12 protein-coding genes are annotated in these 16041 nt (G+C 72.7%); 3 read left to right on the forward strand and 9 right to left on the reverse strand.

All coding sequences use genetic code 11. The annotated features are described in order from the left end of the window. Positions 1–92: 92 nt before the first annotated feature. On the reverse strand, positions 93–1361 hold the full coding sequence (locus tag ABIH81_RS05900; protein WP_349879386.1) for a DNA polymerase III subunit delta': 1269 nt from the start codon (positions 1359–1361) through the stop codon (positions 93–95). Then, positions 1358–3424 carry a dTMP kinase gene (tmk, locus tag ABIH81_RS05905; protein WP_349881018.1) on the reverse strand — a complete coding sequence of 689 codons (2067 nt, stop codon included), beginning with the start codon at positions 3422–3424 and terminating at the stop codon, positions 1358–1360. Before tmk ends, ABIH81_RS05900 begins: the two co-directional genes overlap by 4 nt. A gap of 307 nt (positions 3425–3731) precedes the next feature. Between tmk and ABIH81_RS05910 the strand changes: the two genes are divergently transcribed. Continuing rightward, positions 3732–4940 (forward strand): amino acid deaminase/aldolase, encoded by a 1209-nt coding sequence (locus ABIH81_RS05910; RefSeq protein WP_349879387.1) that lies wholly within the window; start codon positions 3732–3734, stop codon positions 4938–4940. A gap of 68 nt (positions 4941–5008) precedes the next feature. Here ABIH81_RS05910 and ABIH81_RS05915 read toward each other — a convergent pair whose 3' ends face one another. Next, on the reverse strand, positions 5009–5584 hold the full coding sequence (locus ABIH81_RS05915; RefSeq protein ID WP_030274442.1) for a TetR family transcriptional regulator: 576 nt from the start codon (positions 5582–5584) through the stop codon (positions 5009–5011). A 219-nt stretch (positions 5585–5803) separates the two neighbouring features. On the opposite strand from ABIH81_RS05915, the gene ABIH81_RS05920 reads away from it, so the two are divergent. Together ABIH81_RS05920 and ABIH81_RS05925 are read left to right on the forward strand one after the other, a co-directional pair. Next, the gene (locus tag ABIH81_RS05920; protein WP_349879388.1) at positions 5804–7120 is read left to right on the forward strand and encodes a D-arabinono-1,4-lactone oxidase; all 1317 of its coding nucleotides are present in this window, start codon (positions 5804–5806) and stop codon (positions 7118–7120) included. 111 nt (positions 7121–7231) lie between these two features. Continuing rightward, positions 7232–8152 (forward strand): DUF559 domain-containing protein, encoded by a 921-nt coding sequence (locus ABIH81_RS05925; protein ID WP_349881019.1) that lies wholly within the window; start codon positions 7232–7234, stop codon positions 8150–8152. 46 nt (positions 8153–8198) lie between these two features. Here ABIH81_RS05925 and topA read toward each other — a convergent pair whose 3' ends face one another. The 6 genes from topA to ABIH81_RS05955 all read right to left on the reverse strand — a co-directional run bounded on the left by topA (position 8199) and on the right by ABIH81_RS05955 (position 15979). Then, entirely contained in the window at positions 8199–11006 is a 2808-nt protein-coding gene (gene topA / locus ABIH81_RS05930; RefSeq protein ID WP_349879389.1) for a type I DNA topoisomerase, read from the reverse strand. Positions 11007–11275: 269 nt separating this feature from the next. Further along, complete coding sequence (locus ABIH81_RS05935; RefSeq protein ID WP_349879390.1) at positions 11276–11884, reverse strand: hypothetical protein; 609 nt, start codon at positions 11882–11884, stop codon at positions 11276–11278. Further along, positions 11875–12417 (reverse strand): hypothetical protein, encoded by a 543-nt coding sequence (locus tag ABIH81_RS05940; protein ID WP_349879391.1) that lies wholly within the window; start codon positions 12415–12417, stop codon positions 11875–11877. Before ABIH81_RS05940 ends, ABIH81_RS05935 begins: the two co-directional genes overlap by 10 nt. A gap of 101 nt (positions 12418–12518) precedes the next feature. Further along, positions 12519–14870: a sodium-translocating pyrophosphatase gene (locus tag ABIH81_RS05945; protein WP_349879392.1), complete on the reverse strand. Its 2352-nt coding sequence runs from the start codon at positions 14868–14870 to the stop codon at positions 12519–12521. Between the two features lie 321 nt (positions 14871–15191). Continuing rightward, entirely contained in the window at positions 15192–15629 is a 438-nt protein-coding gene (locus ABIH81_RS05950; RefSeq protein ID WP_128138513.1) for an ATP-binding protein, read from the reverse strand. Next, entirely contained in the window at positions 15629–15979 is a 351-nt protein-coding gene (locus ABIH81_RS05955; RefSeq protein WP_013283649.1) for an STAS domain-containing protein, read from the reverse strand. The genes ABIH81_RS05950 and ABIH81_RS05955 overlap by 1 nt, the downstream gene beginning before the upstream one ends. Between the last annotated feature and the right edge of the window lie 62 nt (positions 15980–16041).

The following is a 16041-nucleotide window of genomic DNA, read 5'->3' on the forward strand; positions in this document are numbered from 1 at the left end:
GCGTGCCGCCTCGGTCACCACGGCATCACCGGACCGTACCGCACGTCAATCGCGCGTGTCGATGCCCTGTGGACAGTGCGGAAGGGCCCGGCTCAGCCGCGCCAGAGGGCCAGCATCATCGCCTCCACAGCGATCCGCGGCTTGACGTTCGCCTCGATCGCCGCGCGGCACTCCAGCACCGCCTCCAGGCGGCGCAGCGAGCCCTCGGCGTCCCACTTCTGCGCGCCCGCCGCGGCGAGCGACGCGGTGTCGGTGTGCACCGGGGCCACGGGCGCCCGCAACGCCATGATGAGCGCGTCCCGGTAGAACCCGGCCAGGTCGACCAGGGCGCGGTCCAGCGCGTCCCGCTGGGCGCGGGTGGCCCGCGACTTCTGCCGCTTCTCCAGATCCTTGAGCTGGCCCGCAGCGCCGCGCATGGCACCGGCCGCGCCCCGGCCGGTGCCGCCCGCGCCGAGCGCTGTCTGCAACGCCGTACGTTCCGCCTCGTCGATCTCCGCGACGGAGGCGGCGGCCTCCGCCTCGGCGGCCTCGATCAGCGCCGAGGCCGCGTCGAACGCCGCGCCCACGCCGGTCAGCCGGCGCGGTACGGCGAGCACCGCGTCACGCCGCTGCCGGGCCTCCGGGTCGCGGGCCAGCCGCCGGGCCCGGCCCACGTGCCCCTGCGCCGCCGCGGCGGCCCACTCGGCCACGTCCGGCGCGATGCCGTCGCGGCGGACCAGCACCTCGGCCACCGCGGTGGGCGGCGGCTGCCGCAGCGGTACGACCCGGCACCGCGACCGGATGGTCACGGAGATGTCGTCCGGGTGGGTGGACGGGGCGCAGAGCAGGAAGACGGTACGCGGCGGCGGCTCCTCGATCGCCTTGAGCAGCGCGTTGCCGGCGGCCTCGGTGAGCCGGTCGGCGTCCTCGATGATCACGATCTGCCACCGGCCGCCGGAGGGCGCGCTGGCCGCCCGCAGCACCAGCGCGCGCATCTCGTTGACGCCGATGGACAGGCCCTCGGGCACCACGAGGCGTACGTCCGCGTGGGTGCCGGTGAGCGTGGTGTGGCAGCCGGGGCAGCTACCGCACCCGGTGCCGTGCACGCACTCCAGGGCGGCGGCGAACGCGCGGGCGGCCACCGAGCGGCCCGATCCGGGCGGGCCGGTGAAGATCCAGGCGTGGGTCATGCCGGCGCCCGGATCGGCCGGCGCCGGACCCGGGTCGCCGTCGTACTCCTCGGCGAGCGCGTCGAGGTCGTCGTGCCCGCCCGCGGTGGCCGTCACCGGCGCGCGCAGCTGCGCGGCGGCCGAGGCGGCGGCCCGCCGCAGCATGGCCACCGCCTCGTCCTGCCCGACCAGATCGCCGAAGACGTCGGTCATCGTCGGGGTTGCTCCATCGTCACCAGCTCCGCGTCGGATAACTCGGGCTGGACCGAGGTGTCCGGGCCCTGCGCCGGACGGGGATGCACGATGCCGCCCGGATCGGCCAGCAGCTCGCCCACCCGGCGGGCGACCGCGTCGGCAGTCTCCTCGACCGGGCGGGACGCGTCGAGCACCAGGTAGCGCTTCGGGTCGCCGGCGGCGAGGTCGAGGAAGGCGTACCGGACCCGCTCGTGGAACGTCAGCGACTCGGCCTCCAGCCGGTCGGTGCCCTCGTTGCGGTCCTCGACCCGGCTCAGGCCGGTCCGCGGCTCGACGTCGAGCAGCACCACCAGGTCGGGCTTGAGACCGCCGGTGGCCCAGGAGGAGAGCCAGGAGACCTCGTCCACCGGCAGCGTCCGGCCGGCGCCCTGGTAGGCGAGCGACGAGTCGACGTACCGGTCGCTGATCACCACCGCGCCGCGCACCAGCGCCGGACGGACGACAGTGGCCACGTGGTGCGCCCGGTCGGCGGCGTAGAGCAGCGCCTCGGCGCGCGGCGACGGCGCCTCGCCGGGGGCGGTGCCGAGCACCAGGGAGCGGATCCGCTCGCCGACCGGCGTGGCGCCCGGCTCGCGGGTGACCACCACGTCGCGGCCCTGCGCGCGCAGCCGCTCGGCCAGCTCGGCGAGCTGGGTGGACTTGCCGGCGCCCTCGCCGCCCTCGAAGACCACGAACAGGCCGCTGGAGACGAACGGCTCGGCCGGCATCAGCGGGCGGCCCCGGATCGAGCCCCACAGGTCGGCGAGGACCGGTACGCCCTTCTTGTCGTCCATCTGGCCGAACGCGCTGATCCCGGCGATGATGCCGGCCGCGCCGGCGGCCAGCAGCAGCAGCCGGGTCGAGGAGATGGAGATGCCCAGGTCGGCGATGGTGAGCTGGCGGGAGCCGCCGACGCCGACCAGGAGGCTGCTGAGCGCGATGGCCAGGATCAGCACCAGCCGGGTGCCGATCTGCACCACCGCGAAGACCCGGCCGCGTACCTCGTCGGCGACCTCGCCGCCGAGCAGCGTGGTGCCGGCCAGGAACGCCATGCCGGCGCCGGCGCCGACCAGGATCGCGCCGAGGATGGCCATCGACAGGTGGATGGCGAACGCGAGCACCAGCACGGAGGCGCTGGCGAGCACGATGCTCATGCCGAACCAGCGGCGGCGGGACATGTCCCGCACGATCATCGGCCCGAGACCGATGCCGAGCGCCAGGCCGACGAAGATCGCGCCGAACAGCAGCGAGAACGCGGCGTCACCGGCGCCGAGCGAGTTGGCGAAGAACTTGGCCGTGCCGACCACGATGCCGCCGCCGGCGAACGCGCCGAAGATGCCCAGCACCAGGCCGCGGACGAGCGGGGTCTGGCCGATGTATTTCCAGCCCTCGGAGAACTGCCGGAACATGCTCTGCTCGGAGCGCTCGGCCTCGCCGCGCTGGGCGTGGCTGATCTCCTTGATCCCGAACGCCACCACGAGCGCGGTGGCCAGCCGGGAGAAGGCGTTGAACCAGAGCGCGAGCTGGGCCGGCTCGGCCCAGTCGGGCAGGTCGCCGCCGACCGCGCCGCGTACGCCCCGGTCCAGCACGGCCAGGGCGATGGCCGCGGCCACCGGCGTCAGGCCGTACGTCGTGATCAGCGTGAGCTGGTTCGCCGCCTCCAGCCGGGTGCGCGGGATGAGGTTGGGGACCGCCGCCTCCTTGGCCGGGATCCACAGCAGGGTGAGCGACTCGATCAGGAACGTGGCGATCAGCGCCCAGCCGACCACCAGCCCGCCCGCGGCGCCGGTGAGCGCGTACAGCGGGATCGAGGCGAACAGCACGAAGCGCAGCAGGTCGCAGATGACCATCGTCCACCGGCGGTCGAACCGGTCGGCGAACACGCCCGCCACCGGGCCGAGCACCAGCGCCGGGAGCAGCCGGATCGCTGTCACGCCACCGAACGCGGCGCCCTGGGCGGTGCTGCCGGAGACCTGGGAGGCGGCGAACAGCGCGGTGGCGAGCAGGCCGAGCCAGTCGCCGAAGGATGCGGCGCTGAGCACGATCCACAGCCTGCGGAACGGCCGGATGCGCAGCACCGACCGGATGGCGGCGACACCGGAGTGGTCGGCGGCTGTCCCGGGCGACGACACGCCGGGCGACTCGCCGTTGTTCTGGCTTTCGATGGCCGTACCTCCACGTGCCGGCCCAGGTCTGGGCATCCCCGGTGGAACACTCTAGTCGCGCAGGAGGGGTCGTCCCCTGCGACATTCACCTGCTCGCCGAGCCTAGGCCGCCGGGACCACCGCCCGCAGCCCGGACAGACGCGAGGGTATTTCGCATTGCCGTCCAGACAGTTAGCGTGCAGACGTGGCCATCGACCGTGACAAAACTCGCGATCGTCTCGACCGGGCGACCGCTCACCTCGACCCGCCGTACGCCGTGGTCGACCTCACCGCGTTCGACGCCAACGCCGAGGCGCTCGCCGGCCGGTCCGGCGGCAAGCCGCTGCGCGTGGCGAGCAAGTCGGTACGCGTCCGCGAGCTGCTGACCCGGGTGCTCAAGCGTCCCGGGTGGCACGGCGTGATGGCCTTCACGCTGCCCGAGGCGGTGTGGCTGGTCCGGTCCGGGGTCAGCGACGACGTGCTCGTGGCGTACCCGACGGCGCACCGGGGCGGCCTCGCCGAACTGGCCGCCGACCCGGCGCTCGCCGAGGCGGTGACGCTGATGGTCGACGACACCGCGCAGCTCGACCTGATCGACGCGGTGTGCCCGCCCGCGCGCCGGCCCGCGCTGCGGATCTGCCTCGACCTGGACGCCTCCTGGCGCCCGCTGGGGGGCCGGGTGCACGTCGGCGTGCGCCGCTCCCCGGTGCACAGCGCCACGGCGGCCGGCGCGCTCGCCGCCGCCGTCGCCGGGCGGCCCGGTTTCCGGCTGGCCGGCCTGATGTCGTACGAGGCACAGATCGCCGGCCTCGGCGACGCGCCGCCCGGACAGGCGGTGCTCGGCTCGGCGATCCGGGTCGCGCAGCGCGGGTCGTACCGGGAACTGCTGGCCCGCCGCTCGTCGGCGGTCACCGCGGTCCGCGAGCACGCCGACCTGGAGTTCGTCAACGGCGGCGGCACCGGCAGCGTGGCCGCCACCAGCGCGGACCCCGCGGTCACCGAGGTCACCGCGGGCTCCGGCCTGTACGGGCCGACGCTGTTCGACGCGTACCGTGCCTGGCGGCCGACCCCGGCGGCGTTCTTCGCCTGCGCGGTGGTCCGGCGCCCGGCACCCGGGCTGGCGACGGTGCTCGGCGGCGGGTGGATCGCCTCCGGCCCGGCGGCGGACAGCCGGTTGCCCCGCCCCTGGCTGCCGGAAGGGCTGAGGCTGCTCGGCGCGGAGGGCGCCGGCGAGGTGCAGACCCCGCTGGCCGGGGAGGCCGCCGACGGCCTGCGCGTCGGCGACCGGGTGTGGTTCCGCCACGCCAAGGCGGGCGAGCTGTGCGAGCACGTCAACGAGGTGCACCTGGTCGAGGGGGACGCGGTGGTCGCCACCGTGCCGACCTACCGGGGCGAGGGGCACGCCTTCCTCTGATCCGCCCTCCGGCGTGACGACGGCGGGCCCCGGCGCACTCTCTCCGAACCCGCCGCTCGGCGTGCCGCTCAGCCCTGGTGGACGGCCTCCGTGGGGGCGTTCACCTGCCGGTGCAGGTACTCCCGGATGAGCGCCTTGGCCTCGACCAGCACCCGCTCGTCGCCGTCGGTGCGGCGGCGGAAGGCCAGCTTGATCAGGGCGTCGGCGGCCTCCACCGCGACCTCCAGGTGGAACCGCAGGTCGGGCACCCCGGCCAGGCCGAAACGCTCGGTGAGTACGCGGGCGAGTTGCTCCGCGATGACCCCGTTGTTGTCCCGCTGGTCGTCCAGCAGGTGCAGGTCGACCACGTCGCCGAAGTGCAGGGTACGGAAGCCGGGAACGGTGCGGTGCATCGAGATGTACTCGTCGATCGCCGCGTCGACCCCGTCCCACCAGTGGGTCAGGTCGTCCGAGGAGAACCGCTCGTCGAGGCGCTGGAGGTAGGACTCCATGGTGCGCAGGGTCAGCGCCTGCACGATCGCCCGCTTGTCCGGAAAGAACTGGTAGACCGACCCGATCGCCACCTCGGCGCGCTCGGCGAGCAGGGTCGTGGTCAGCCCTTCGTACCCCACCTCGTCGACGAGCTCGGCGCAGGCGTCCAGCATCCGCTGGACCCGCGCGACACTTCGACCCTGCACCGGTACCCGACGCAGCGGCCCGGTCGTGGCGGCTGGTGTGGACACTCGGCGCCACCCCCCTTCGACGGATGAACATATCTGCACGTCACGAGTCTGTGACTACCGGTACAACGAGCCGGGCTCGATTGCGGTATTTACCAGGCACAACGTTCCTGATATGAATTCAGTTCATATTCATGTCGAGGAGTGGCCGCGATGACCGGTTCCACCGCCACCTGGTCCAACTGGGCCGGTAACCAGCGCAGCACCGCGCTCCTCACCGCGCGCCCGCGTAGCGTCTCCGACGTCGTCGAGGCGGTCCGCCGGGCCGGCGCGGCGGGCCGGACCGTCCGGGCCACCGGCAGCGGCCACTCGTTCACCGCCACCGCGGTCGCCGACGGGCACCGGATCGACCTCGCCGAGCTGGAGACGGACGTCACAGTCGATGTGGCGCACCGCCTGGTCACCGTACCGGCCGGGATGACGTTGCACACGCTCAACGAACTGCTCGCCGGGCACGGCCTCGCGATGCCGAACCTGGGCGACATCGACGCCCAGACCATCGCCGGGGCGCTCTCCACCGGCACCCACGGCACCGGGGCGAAACTGGGCTGCCTGTCCACCTTCGTGGCCGGGCTGACGCTGGTCACCGGCACCGGCGAGGTGCTGCGCTGCTCGGCCGAGGAGAACCGCGACGTGTTCGACGCCGCCCGGGTCGGGCTCGGCGCGGTGGGCGTGCTGGTCGAGGTCACGCTGCGCTGCGTCGACGCCTTCGTGCTGCGCGCGCACGAACGCCCGGCCCCGCTCGCCGAGGTGCTCGACGACCTCCCCGGCCTGTACGAGGCGCACGACCACGCCGAGTTCTACTGGTTCCCGTACACCGACCGGGTGCAGGTCAAGACCAACGACCGGGTGCCCGCCGACGACCGGCCACTGCCCGGCTGGCGCGGCTGGCTGGACGACGAGTTCCTCTCCAACACCGTCTTCGCCGGCGCCTGCCGCCTCGGCCGCGCCGTACCCGCCCTCGCGCCCCGGATCAGCGCCGTCTCCGCCCGCGCGCTCACCGAACGCACCTACACCGGCCGCTCCGACCGCGTGTTCTGCACGCCGCGCCGGGTCCGCTTCGTGGAGATGGAGTACGGGCTGCCGCGCGAGGCACTACCCACCGCGCTGGCCGAGCTGCGCCGGATCGTGGACCGGCTGCCGTTCAAGGTGCTGTTCCCGGTCGAGGTGCGGTTCACCGCCGCCGACGACATCTGGCTGTCCCACTCGTACGGGCGCGACTCGGCGTACATCGCCGTGCACCAGTACGTGGGCATGCCGTACGAGCCGTACTTCCGCGCGTTCGAGCAGGTGGCGACCGAGTTGGGCGGCCGGCCGCACTGGGGCAAGCTGCACTGGCGCACCGCGGAGTCCCTGGCCACGGCCTACCCGAGATTCGCGGATTTCCAGTCCGTCCGCACCCGCCTGGACCCGGCCAAGATCTTCCAGAACCCCTATTTGACCCAGGTGCTGGGCTCCTGAGGATCTTGGTACGAATCCGCCCGTGGAGGGGCGCTCCCATACCAAGATCTCGGCGGCTGTCCACAGGGACAGCAGGGACGACGGGACAGCGGGTGGGATTCATGCGTGGAGATGCCGGGGGACGACGCGGACGAGTTGAGCTGGTTGCTGTTCCATCAGGAACGGGTGCTCGAAGCGACGCAGGCTCGACGGTTCCTGTCCGAGAAGGCGATCCGGCACCGGCTGGGCAGCGGACGCTGGAGGCAGGTGCACCGGCGCGTCTACGTCACCCACAACGGGCCGGTCGGTCCGAAGGAGTGGCGTTGGGTGGCGGTGCTCGCGGCGGGGCCGGCAGCGACGCTGGGTGGACTCACCGCGGCCCAGGCATGGGGGCTACGGCGCTACGAGAGCCGGCTGGTGCATCTGCTGCTGCCGGCCCGGCATCAGACGAGAACCCTGCCACCGGGTGTTCGGATCCACCGCACCACCGCACTGTCGTCGGAGGACGTGCTGGACGTCGGCAAGCCCCGCCGGACCATGCCGGCCCGCTCGCTCGTCAACGCGGCACAGTGGGCGGCAACCGACGCGGAGGCACGGGCCGTCATCGCGACAGGCTTCCAGCAACGCCTGGTCTGGGGCGACGACCTGCACCGGGTGCTGGAACGGCTCCCTCGCGCGAGGCGACGTCGGCTGATCCTGGCGACCGCCACGGACGCGGCAGGCGGCGCCCATTCCCTCGCCGAACTCGACTTCCTCGATCTCGTCCGGCGGGCCGGGCTACCCGAACCGTCACTCCAGGTCGTCCGGCGTGACGCCACCGGGCGGCGGCGCTACCTGGACGTCTGGTTCGAGCGGTGGCGGGTGCACGTCGAGATCGACGGCGGGCAGCACCTCGACCCGAAGACCGCCTGGGCGGACATGCAGCGGCAGAACGACGTCTGGGCCGCCGGTGACCGGGTACTCCGCTTCCCCGCCTGGGCCGTCCGCAACGACCCCACCCGCGTGATCACCCAGTTACGTGCCGCCCTGCGATCGGCAGGCTGGCCCGGCTGAGATCTTGGTACGGATCCGCCCCTCCAGGGGCGCCCCCGTACCAAGATCACTCCTTCGGGGTTGAGGTCGCCTTCTTGGGGGCGGCCTTCTTCGCGGCCGTCGTCTTCTTGGCCGCCGTTGTCTTCTTGGCCGCCGTTGTCTTCTTGGCCGCCGTTGTCTTCTTCGCCGGGGCGGCCTTCTTCGCGGCCTTCTTCTTCGGCGCCGGACCCTTCGCGCGCTTCTCGGCCAGCATCTCCGACGCCTGCTCCAGCGTCAGCTCCTCCGGCGTCTGCCCGCGCCGCAGCGACGCGTTGAACTCGCCGTCGGTCACGTACGGCCCGAAGCGCCCGTCCTTGATCACCAACGGCTTCTCGGTGAGCGGGTCGTTGCCCATCTCCCGCAGCGGCGGCGCGGCGGCCCGGCGCTGGCGCGTCTTCGGGGCGGCCAGCAACGCCAGCGCCTCGTCCAGCGTGACGGTGAACAACTTGTCTTCCGAGTCCAGCGAGCGGAACTCGTCACCCTGCTTGACGTACGGGCCGTAGCGGCCGTTGTTGGCGACGACCTCGGCGCCGTCCGGGGCCACCCCGATCAGCCGGGGCAGGCGCAGCAGCTGCAACGCCTGCTCCAGGGTGAGGCTGTCCGGCGACTGCGAGCGCAGCAGCGAGGACTTGCGCTCGCCGCTCGCCACGTACGGGCCGAACCGGCCGGACTTGAGCAGGATCGGCTCGCCGGTCGACGGATCGTCGCCGAGCTTGCGCTCACCGCCGCCGCCCAGGAACAGCTCGTGCACCTTCTCCGGGGTCAGCTCGTCCGGCGCCAGGCCCTCCGGGATCGGCGCCCGGTCACCCTGCGAGCCGCCCTCCTCGCCCTCACCCGAGGGCGCCGGCGCCTGCTGCTCGCCGGGGAGCGCCCGCTGGAGGTACGGCCCGTACCGGCCGACCCGGACGACGACCTCGCGGCCCTCGTCGTCGGTGAACAGCGGGATGGAGTTGACGCTGCGCGCGTCGATCTCGCTGAGGTTCTCGGTGACCAGCTTCTTCAGGCCACCGGCGTGCGCGATGGCCTGGTCGCCGGTGCCGTTGGTGCTGCCGAAGTAGAAGGAGGTGAGGAAGTCGACGGCGGCGTGTTCGCCACCGGCGATCTCGTCCAGCTCGTTCTCCATGCTGGCGGTGAAGTCGTAGTCGATCAGGCGCGGGTAGTGCCGCTCCATCAGCCCGATCACGGCGAACGCCAGGAACGACGGGATCATGGCCTGGCCGCGCTTCACCACGTACCCGCGGTCCTGGATCGTCTGCATGATCGACGCATACGTGGAGGGCCGGCCGATGCCCAGCTCCTCCAGTGCCTTGACCAGCGACGCCTCGGTGTAGCGGGCGGGCGGCTGGGTGTGGTGGCCCTGCGCGGCCAGCTCGTCGGCGGTCAGCGGCTGGTCCTTGACCAGCGTGGGCAGCCGCCGCTCGGCGTCCTCGGCCTCGGCGTTCTCGTCGTCGCTGGACTCGACGTACGCGCGCAGGAAGCCCGGGTCGGTGATGGTCTTGCCGGTCGCGCCGAAGTCGGCCTCCTCACCGGCGGAGGAGACGGCACGGATGCGCACCGACACGCTGGAGCCGACCGCGTCGGTCATCTGCGAGGCGATGGTGCGGCGCCAGATCAGCTCGTAGAGCTTGAACTCCTCGGCGGACAGCTCCTTGGCCACCTCGCCCGGGGTACGGAAGTTGTCGCCCGCGGGGCGGATCGCCTCGTGCGCCTCCTGCGCGTTCTTCACCTTGCCGGTGTAGCGGCGCGGCTCCGGCGGCACGCTGCGCTCGCCGTACAGCTCGACGATCTGCCGGCGGGCCGCCGCGATGGCCGTCTCGGACAGGTTCACCGAGTCGGTACGCATGTAGGTGATGTAGCCGTTCTCGTACAGGCGCTGCGCGGTGCGCATCGTCTGCTGCGACGAGAACCGCAGCTTGCGGGCCGCCTCCTGCTGGAGCGTGGAGGTGATGAACGGCGCGTACGGGCGGCGCCGGTAGGGCTTCTCCTCGACCCGGGTGACGGTGAACGGCTGGTCGGCCAGGCGGGCGGCCAGGCCCCGGGCCCCGCCCTCGTCGAGGTGGACGACACCCGCGCCGGGCCGCACCCGGCCGGTGGTCGGCTCGAAGTCCTTGCCGGTGGCGATCCGGTCACCGTTGAGCGCGACGAGCGTGGCGTTGAACGTACGCGGGCCCTCGCCCGGCTTCGCCACGGCGAGCGTGGCCAGGATGTCCCAGTATTCAGCGGTGCGGAACGCCATCCGCTGGCGCTCCCGCTCGACCACGATCCGCGTCGCCACGGACTGCACCCGGCCCGCCGACAGCTTCGGCATGACCTTCTTCCACAGCACCGGCGAGACCTCGTACCCGTAGAGGCGGTCGAGGATGCGCCGCGCCTCCTGGGCGTCGACCAGGTCGCGGTCGATCTCCCGGGGGTTGGCCACCGCGGCCTGGATGGCCGGCTTGGTGATCTCGTGGAAGACCATCCGCTTGACCGGCACCTTGGGCTTGAGCGTCTCCACCAGGTGCCAGGCGATGGCCTCGCCCTCGCGGTCCTCATCCGTCGCCAGGAAGATCTCGTCGACCTCCTTGGCCAGCTTCACCAGCTTGCTGATCTGCTGCTTACGGTCGGGCGAGACCACGTAGAGGGCGTGGAAGCCGTTGTCGACGTCCACGCCGAGGCGCGCCCACGGCTCACCCTTGTACTTCGCCGGGACGTCGGCGGCGTTGCGGGGCAGGTCCCGGACGTGGCCGAAGCTGGCCTCCACGACGTACCCCGGGCCGAGGTAGCCCGAGATCGTCTTGGCCTTCGCCGGTGACTCGACGATGACCAGACGGGTGGTTCCAGCGTTGCTCGGCACGTCTCTCCCCGACCTCACTCCTACGCCATGCCCGCTTCGGGCCGTGTTGCGCCACCCGGACCCACAGGCGGTCCGGATGTCCAACGTAACGCGCCGTCCGCGTTCCGGGTTTCGTGGGCGGCAAACGGGCCGTCCTCCCGGCGACCGCCGGCCGCACCCTGCCGGACGGCGTCACGGTACACCGTGGGTAGGGCGGCAGGCGGGTCACTGTGACGATCGCGTACCCCCGGCGGAGCCCTCGCCGGGTGTCCGGATTCGGACAGCGGCGGTCAGCCCCGCGACCCCGGCCAGTCCGCCACCGGCGCCGTCGCCGGCCGTTCCCCCACCAGCTCCGCGAGCCGCGGCATCCGCCGTCCGCCGATCCGGAACGCGGGCCCGCCCTCGTCCGGCTCCACGAACGCGGCCGGCAGGCCAACCGCCGCCAGCGCGGCGCGGACCACCGGCCAGGACTGCTCGTCGGCCGGTCCGAGCCGCAGCCGGAACCCGGCCGGCTCGGCCGTGCCGGCGGCCGCCACCCAGAGCCGCAGCCGCCGCCCGTCCAGGTGGAAGCGGGCCGGCGGCCGCTTCGCCGCGCCGCGCAGCCAGGCCCGCGCGAGCGGCGCCAGCATGCTCGTGTACGCGGTGCGCACCCGGTGCCGCCCGTCCTCGGTCGGCTCCCAGCTCGCCGGCACGCCCCGGGCGCCCAGCTCCGCCACCAGCACGTGCACCCGCCAGGCGGCGTCGACCACCACGGAGATCCGGGCCGTGCCGCCCATCCGCCCCACCTCACCCGGCCCGGCGAGCAGGCCGGCGAGGTCCGCCAGCGCGGGATCGGCCGCCTCGGTGGAGAACAGCGAGGGCTGGCGGGCCGGTTTCGGGGCAGGAGGGGTCAGCGACACTCCGGGACCTCGTCGAAGGCCTCTTTCAGCTCGGTCGAGTTGAGTTTGCTGGTGTCCAGCGCGCTCGCGTCGTACTCCTTGTTGAGCGTGTCCACGGCGGCGCGCACGCCGTCGTAGAACGGACCGGCCTGGGCGGTGTCGAGCCGGTCGATGGCGGACCGGGCCCGGCCGTACGCGTCGCGCATCTTGCTCAGCGACCCGAGGAACCCGGCGGATACCTCGGCGCCGCGCTCGGCCTCGGGCACGCCCGCCTCCTCGACCTTGCGCCGGGCCGTCTCGCTGGCCTGCTCGGCGCCGGCGAAGAGCCGGACCAGGTTCTCCTTGGCCTGCGGCGGAGTGGTCTGCGCGGTCATCTGCTGCTGCGTGCTGCTGGTCAGCTTGGAGATCTCCGCGCGCCACGGGGTGAGCGCCTGGCACACCGACGCGGCCCAGACCCGGGGACTGGGACCGCCGCCGCACCCGGTGACCACGAGGACCAGCGTGGCCAGGACCACCGTGAGCTTTCCGGCGGTTGCCGCCCGGCGCGTACGCATGCGAAGCAGCGTACGACCTCCGGGCGGAACCGCCACCGGTCAGGTTTGCCGGGCACGGGGTTCCCGGCCGGCCGGGGCCGGCCGGGAACCGTCGCGTGCGATCAGGCGTTCACCGTCTCCGGACGCTGGTCCGGGGTGCCGGCACCGCTGTCCGAGTCGGACATCGCCACGCCCTTGCGCTTGCTGAACACCACAGCCGCCGCGATGATCAGCGCGGCGACCACGGCGATCGTGATGCGCAGCGGGTTGTTCTTGTCGTCGCCCACGCTCCAGGCCACCACGGCCGGGGCGATCAGCAGCGAGACCAGGTTCATCACCTTGAGCAGCGGGTTGATCGCCGGGCCGGCGGTGTCCTTGAACGGGTCGCCGACGGTGTCGCCGATGACGGTGGCGGCGTGCGAGTCGGAGCCCTTGCCGCCGTACGCGCCGTCCTCCACCAGCTTCTTGCCGTTGTCCCAGGCGCCACCGGAGTTGGCCAGGAACACCGCCATCAGCGTGCCCGCGCCGATCGCGCCGGCCAGGTACGCGGCCAGCGCGCCCGCGCCGAGGCCGAAGCCGACAGCGATCGGGGCCAGGATGGCCAGCAGGCCGGGGGTCATCAGCTCGCGCTGCGCGTCCCGGGTGCAGATGTCCACGACCTTGCCGTACTCGGGCCGCTGGGTGCGGTCCATGATGCCGGGCAGCTCGCGGAACTGGCGGCGGACCTCCATCACCACGGCCCCGGCGGAGCGGGAGACCGCGTTGATGGCCAGGCCGGAGAAGAGGAAGACCACGGCGGCGCCGATGATCAGGCCGACCAGGTTGCGCGGGTTGGCGACGTTGAGCAGCTCGTCGATCAGCGCGGTGGTGTCCTGAGTCCCCGTCGCGTCCGCGTACGCCGTCTTGAGCGTGTCGGTGTACGAGCCGAACAGCGCGGTCGCGGCCAGCACCGCCGTGGCGATCGCGATGCCCTTGGTGATCGCCTTGGTGGTGTTGCCGACGGCGTCCAGCTCGGTGAGCGTCCGCGCGCCGTGCTCGTCGATGTCGCCGGACATCTCCGCCACGCCCTGCGCGTTGTCGGAGATCGGGCCGAACGTGTCCATCGCGACGATGACGCCGACCGTGGTGAGCAGGCCGGTGCCGGCCAGCGCGACGGCGAACAGCGACAGCGTGAGCGAGCTGCCGCCGAGCAGGAACGCGCCGAACACGCCGGCGGCGATCAGCAGCGCCGAGTAGACGGCCGACTCCAGGCCGACGCTGATGCCGGCGAGGATGACGGTGGCCGCGCCGGTCTGGGAGCTCTTGCCGATGTCCTGCACCGGGCGCCGGTTGGTCTCGGTGAAGTAGCCGGTCAGCGCCTGGATCGCGGCGGCCAGCACGATGCCGATCACGACCGCGCCGATGGCCACCAGCCGCGGGTTGCGGTCGACGTCGGGCAGCCCGCCCTCCAGCTCGGCGAACGTGGCCGGCAGGTACGCGAACGCGGCGATCGCGACGAGCACCGCGGCGATCAGCGCGGACAGGTAGAAGGCCCGGTTGATCGCGGTCAGGCCGTTGCGGTCGCTGGCGCGCAGCCGGGTGATGAAGACGCCGACGATCGCGACGAGCACGCCGATGGTGGAGATGATCAGCGGGAAGACCAGGCCGGTCTCGCCGAACGCGGCCCGGCCGAGGATCAGCGCCGCGACGAGCGTGACCGCGTACGACTCGAACAGGTCGGCGGCCATGCCGGCGCAGTCGCCGACGTTGTCGCCCACGTTGTCGGCGATGGTGGCGGCGTTGCGCGGGTCGTCCTCCGGGATGCCCTGCTCGACCTTGCCGACCAGGTCCGCGCCGACGTCGGCGGCCTTGGTGAAGATGCCGCCGCCGACCCGCATGAACATGGCGAGCAGCGCGGCGCCGAAGCCGAAGCCCTCCAGCACGGTCGGTGCGTCGCCCCGGAAGATCAGCACGACCAGCGCCGCACCGAACAGGCCGAGGCCGACGGTGAGGAAGCCGACCACGCCGCCGGTGCGGAAGGCGATCTTCATGGCGCCCTCGCGCCCGCCTTCCCGCTCCCGCGCGGCCGCCGCCACCCGCAGGTTGGCGCGGGTGGCCAGCCACATGCCGGCGCCGCCGATGAACGCGCTGAACAGCGCACCCACCACGAAGAACGCCGAGCGGCCGACCTTCACGAGCGTTTCGTTGCCGTCGGTGTCGTGCACCGGCAGCAGGAAGAGCAGCACGACGGCGATCACCACGAAGATCGCCAGCGTGCGGAACTGCCGCAGCAGGTACGCCGACGCGCCCTCCTGCACCGCGCCGGAGATCTCCTGCATGTTGGTGGTTCCCTTACCGGCCGCCAGGACCGCCCTGGTGAGGGCGGCCGCGAAGACGAGCGCCACCAGCGCGATGACCGCGGCGATGACGACGTACGTCACGTTGGCTCCGGTAAGGGACAGTGCGCCGCCGTCGGCGGCCAAGGTCCCGGACATCTATGTCCTCCTGTACCGAACAACTCGCGCCGGCTCGTGGAGACGCACGGACCGACGCCTGGATGCGGACTCGCAAGCGCGCGCCGACCCACCCCGGCGGACCAGCGATGAACTCCCGTTCCCGCTGGCTACGGGATGGGATCACTTGCTGACAACCCGCGTACTGTAGCCCTCCGGCGTGGCGGAGGTCACACCGAGGGGGCACCGTGTCTCGATGATCTTCGTAACTGTGTTATGCGAAGAAATCTGATATATGGCGCGGCCAATACGACGAGGCCGCGCTCCCCCTTCGGGGAACGCGGCCTGCGTGTGCGAATCGGGTCAGGCGCGGCCGGCCGGCCAGGACATCCGTACCTCGGTGCCGACGCCCTCGTCGACGGGGCGGACCTGGAGATCCTCCACGAAACCGGCGAGCAGCGCGAAGCCCACCCCGGTGGTCAGCGCGTCCTCGCTGAGCGACTCCTTGGCCAGCTCGTCCGGGCCGAGCGCGGCCAGGCCGAGGCCCGCCTCGATCGGGGCCCGGTCCACCACCCGGACCGTGTAGCCGCCACCGTCGGACATCTCCACGTACACCGGGTCGGCCAGGCCGTACTGCCGGTGCAGCGCCACCGCCCGGGTGCACGCCTCGCCGATGGCCAGGCGCACCTCGTCCAGCAGGTCCTCGCGTACGCCGGCCCGCCGGGCCACCGCGACGCCGACCAGGCGGGCGGTGCGCACGTGCACCGGGGCCGGAGAGAAGGACAGCTTGACGGTGGCCATCACGCGCCGGTGGAGTCGGCGGCGATGGCCGCGTCGACCGTCGGGTGCAGCGGGAAGACCTGGTCGAGGGCAGTGATCCGGAAGATCTTGAGCAGCGGCTCCTTGTCGCAGACCAGCGCGAAGGAACCACCGGCCGAGCGCAGCCGCTTGAGCGCGCCGACGAGCACACCCAGCCCGGTCGAGTCGAGGAAGTCCACCCGGCCGAGGTCGACCACCACGTGGCGGGCTCCGCCGTCGATCAGTTCCAGGAGCCGTTCCCGCAGGCGGGGGGCGGTGTAGACGTCCACCTCACCACCGACCTCGAGCACCGTGTGCTCCCCCACGGCGCGGGTCGCCAGCGACAGCTCCATCGGCCCCTCCTCGGTAAACTCTCCTGGGCATCTAACCATCTCCCCGTGCGGCCCCCTCGGTC

It is taken from the genome of Micromonospora sp. HUAS YX12, assembly GCF_040215685.1.
Classification (GTDB): Bacteria; Actinomycetota; Actinomycetes; order Mycobacteriales; family Micromonosporaceae; genus Micromonospora; species Micromonospora tulbaghiae.

Bases quoted from the DNA above. Each gene is read 5' to 3' on its own strand.
- ABIH81_RS05915 (WP_030274442.1), bottom strand. From the start codon at position 5,584: ATGCTGGACGCCTGCGCCGAGCTCGTCGACGAGGTGGGGTACGAAGGG.
- ABIH81_RS05955 (WP_013283649.1), bottom strand. From the start codon at position 15,979: ATGGAGCTGTCGCTGGCGACCCGCGCCGTGGGGGAGCACACGGTGCTC.
- ABIH81_RS05925 (WP_349881019.1), top strand. From the start codon at position 7,232: ATGCCGGGGGACGACGCGGACGAGTTGAGCTGGTTGCTGTTCCATCAG.
- ABIH81_RS05950 (WP_128138513.1), bottom strand. From the start codon at position 15,629: ATGGCCACCGTCAAGCTGTCCTTCTCTCCGGCCCCGGTGCACGTGCGC.
- ABIH81_RS05900 (WP_349879386.1), bottom strand. From the start codon at position 1,361: ATGACCGACGTCTTCGGCGATCTGGTCGGGCAGGACGAGGCGGTGGCC.
- ABIH81_RS05940 (WP_349879391.1), bottom strand. From the start codon at position 12,417: ATGCGTACGCGCCGGGCGGCAACCGCCGGAAAGCTCACGGTGGTCCTG.
- ABIH81_RS05945 (WP_349879392.1), bottom strand. From the start codon at position 14,870: ATGTCCGGGACCTTGGCCGCCGACGGCGGCGCACTGTCCCTTACCGGA.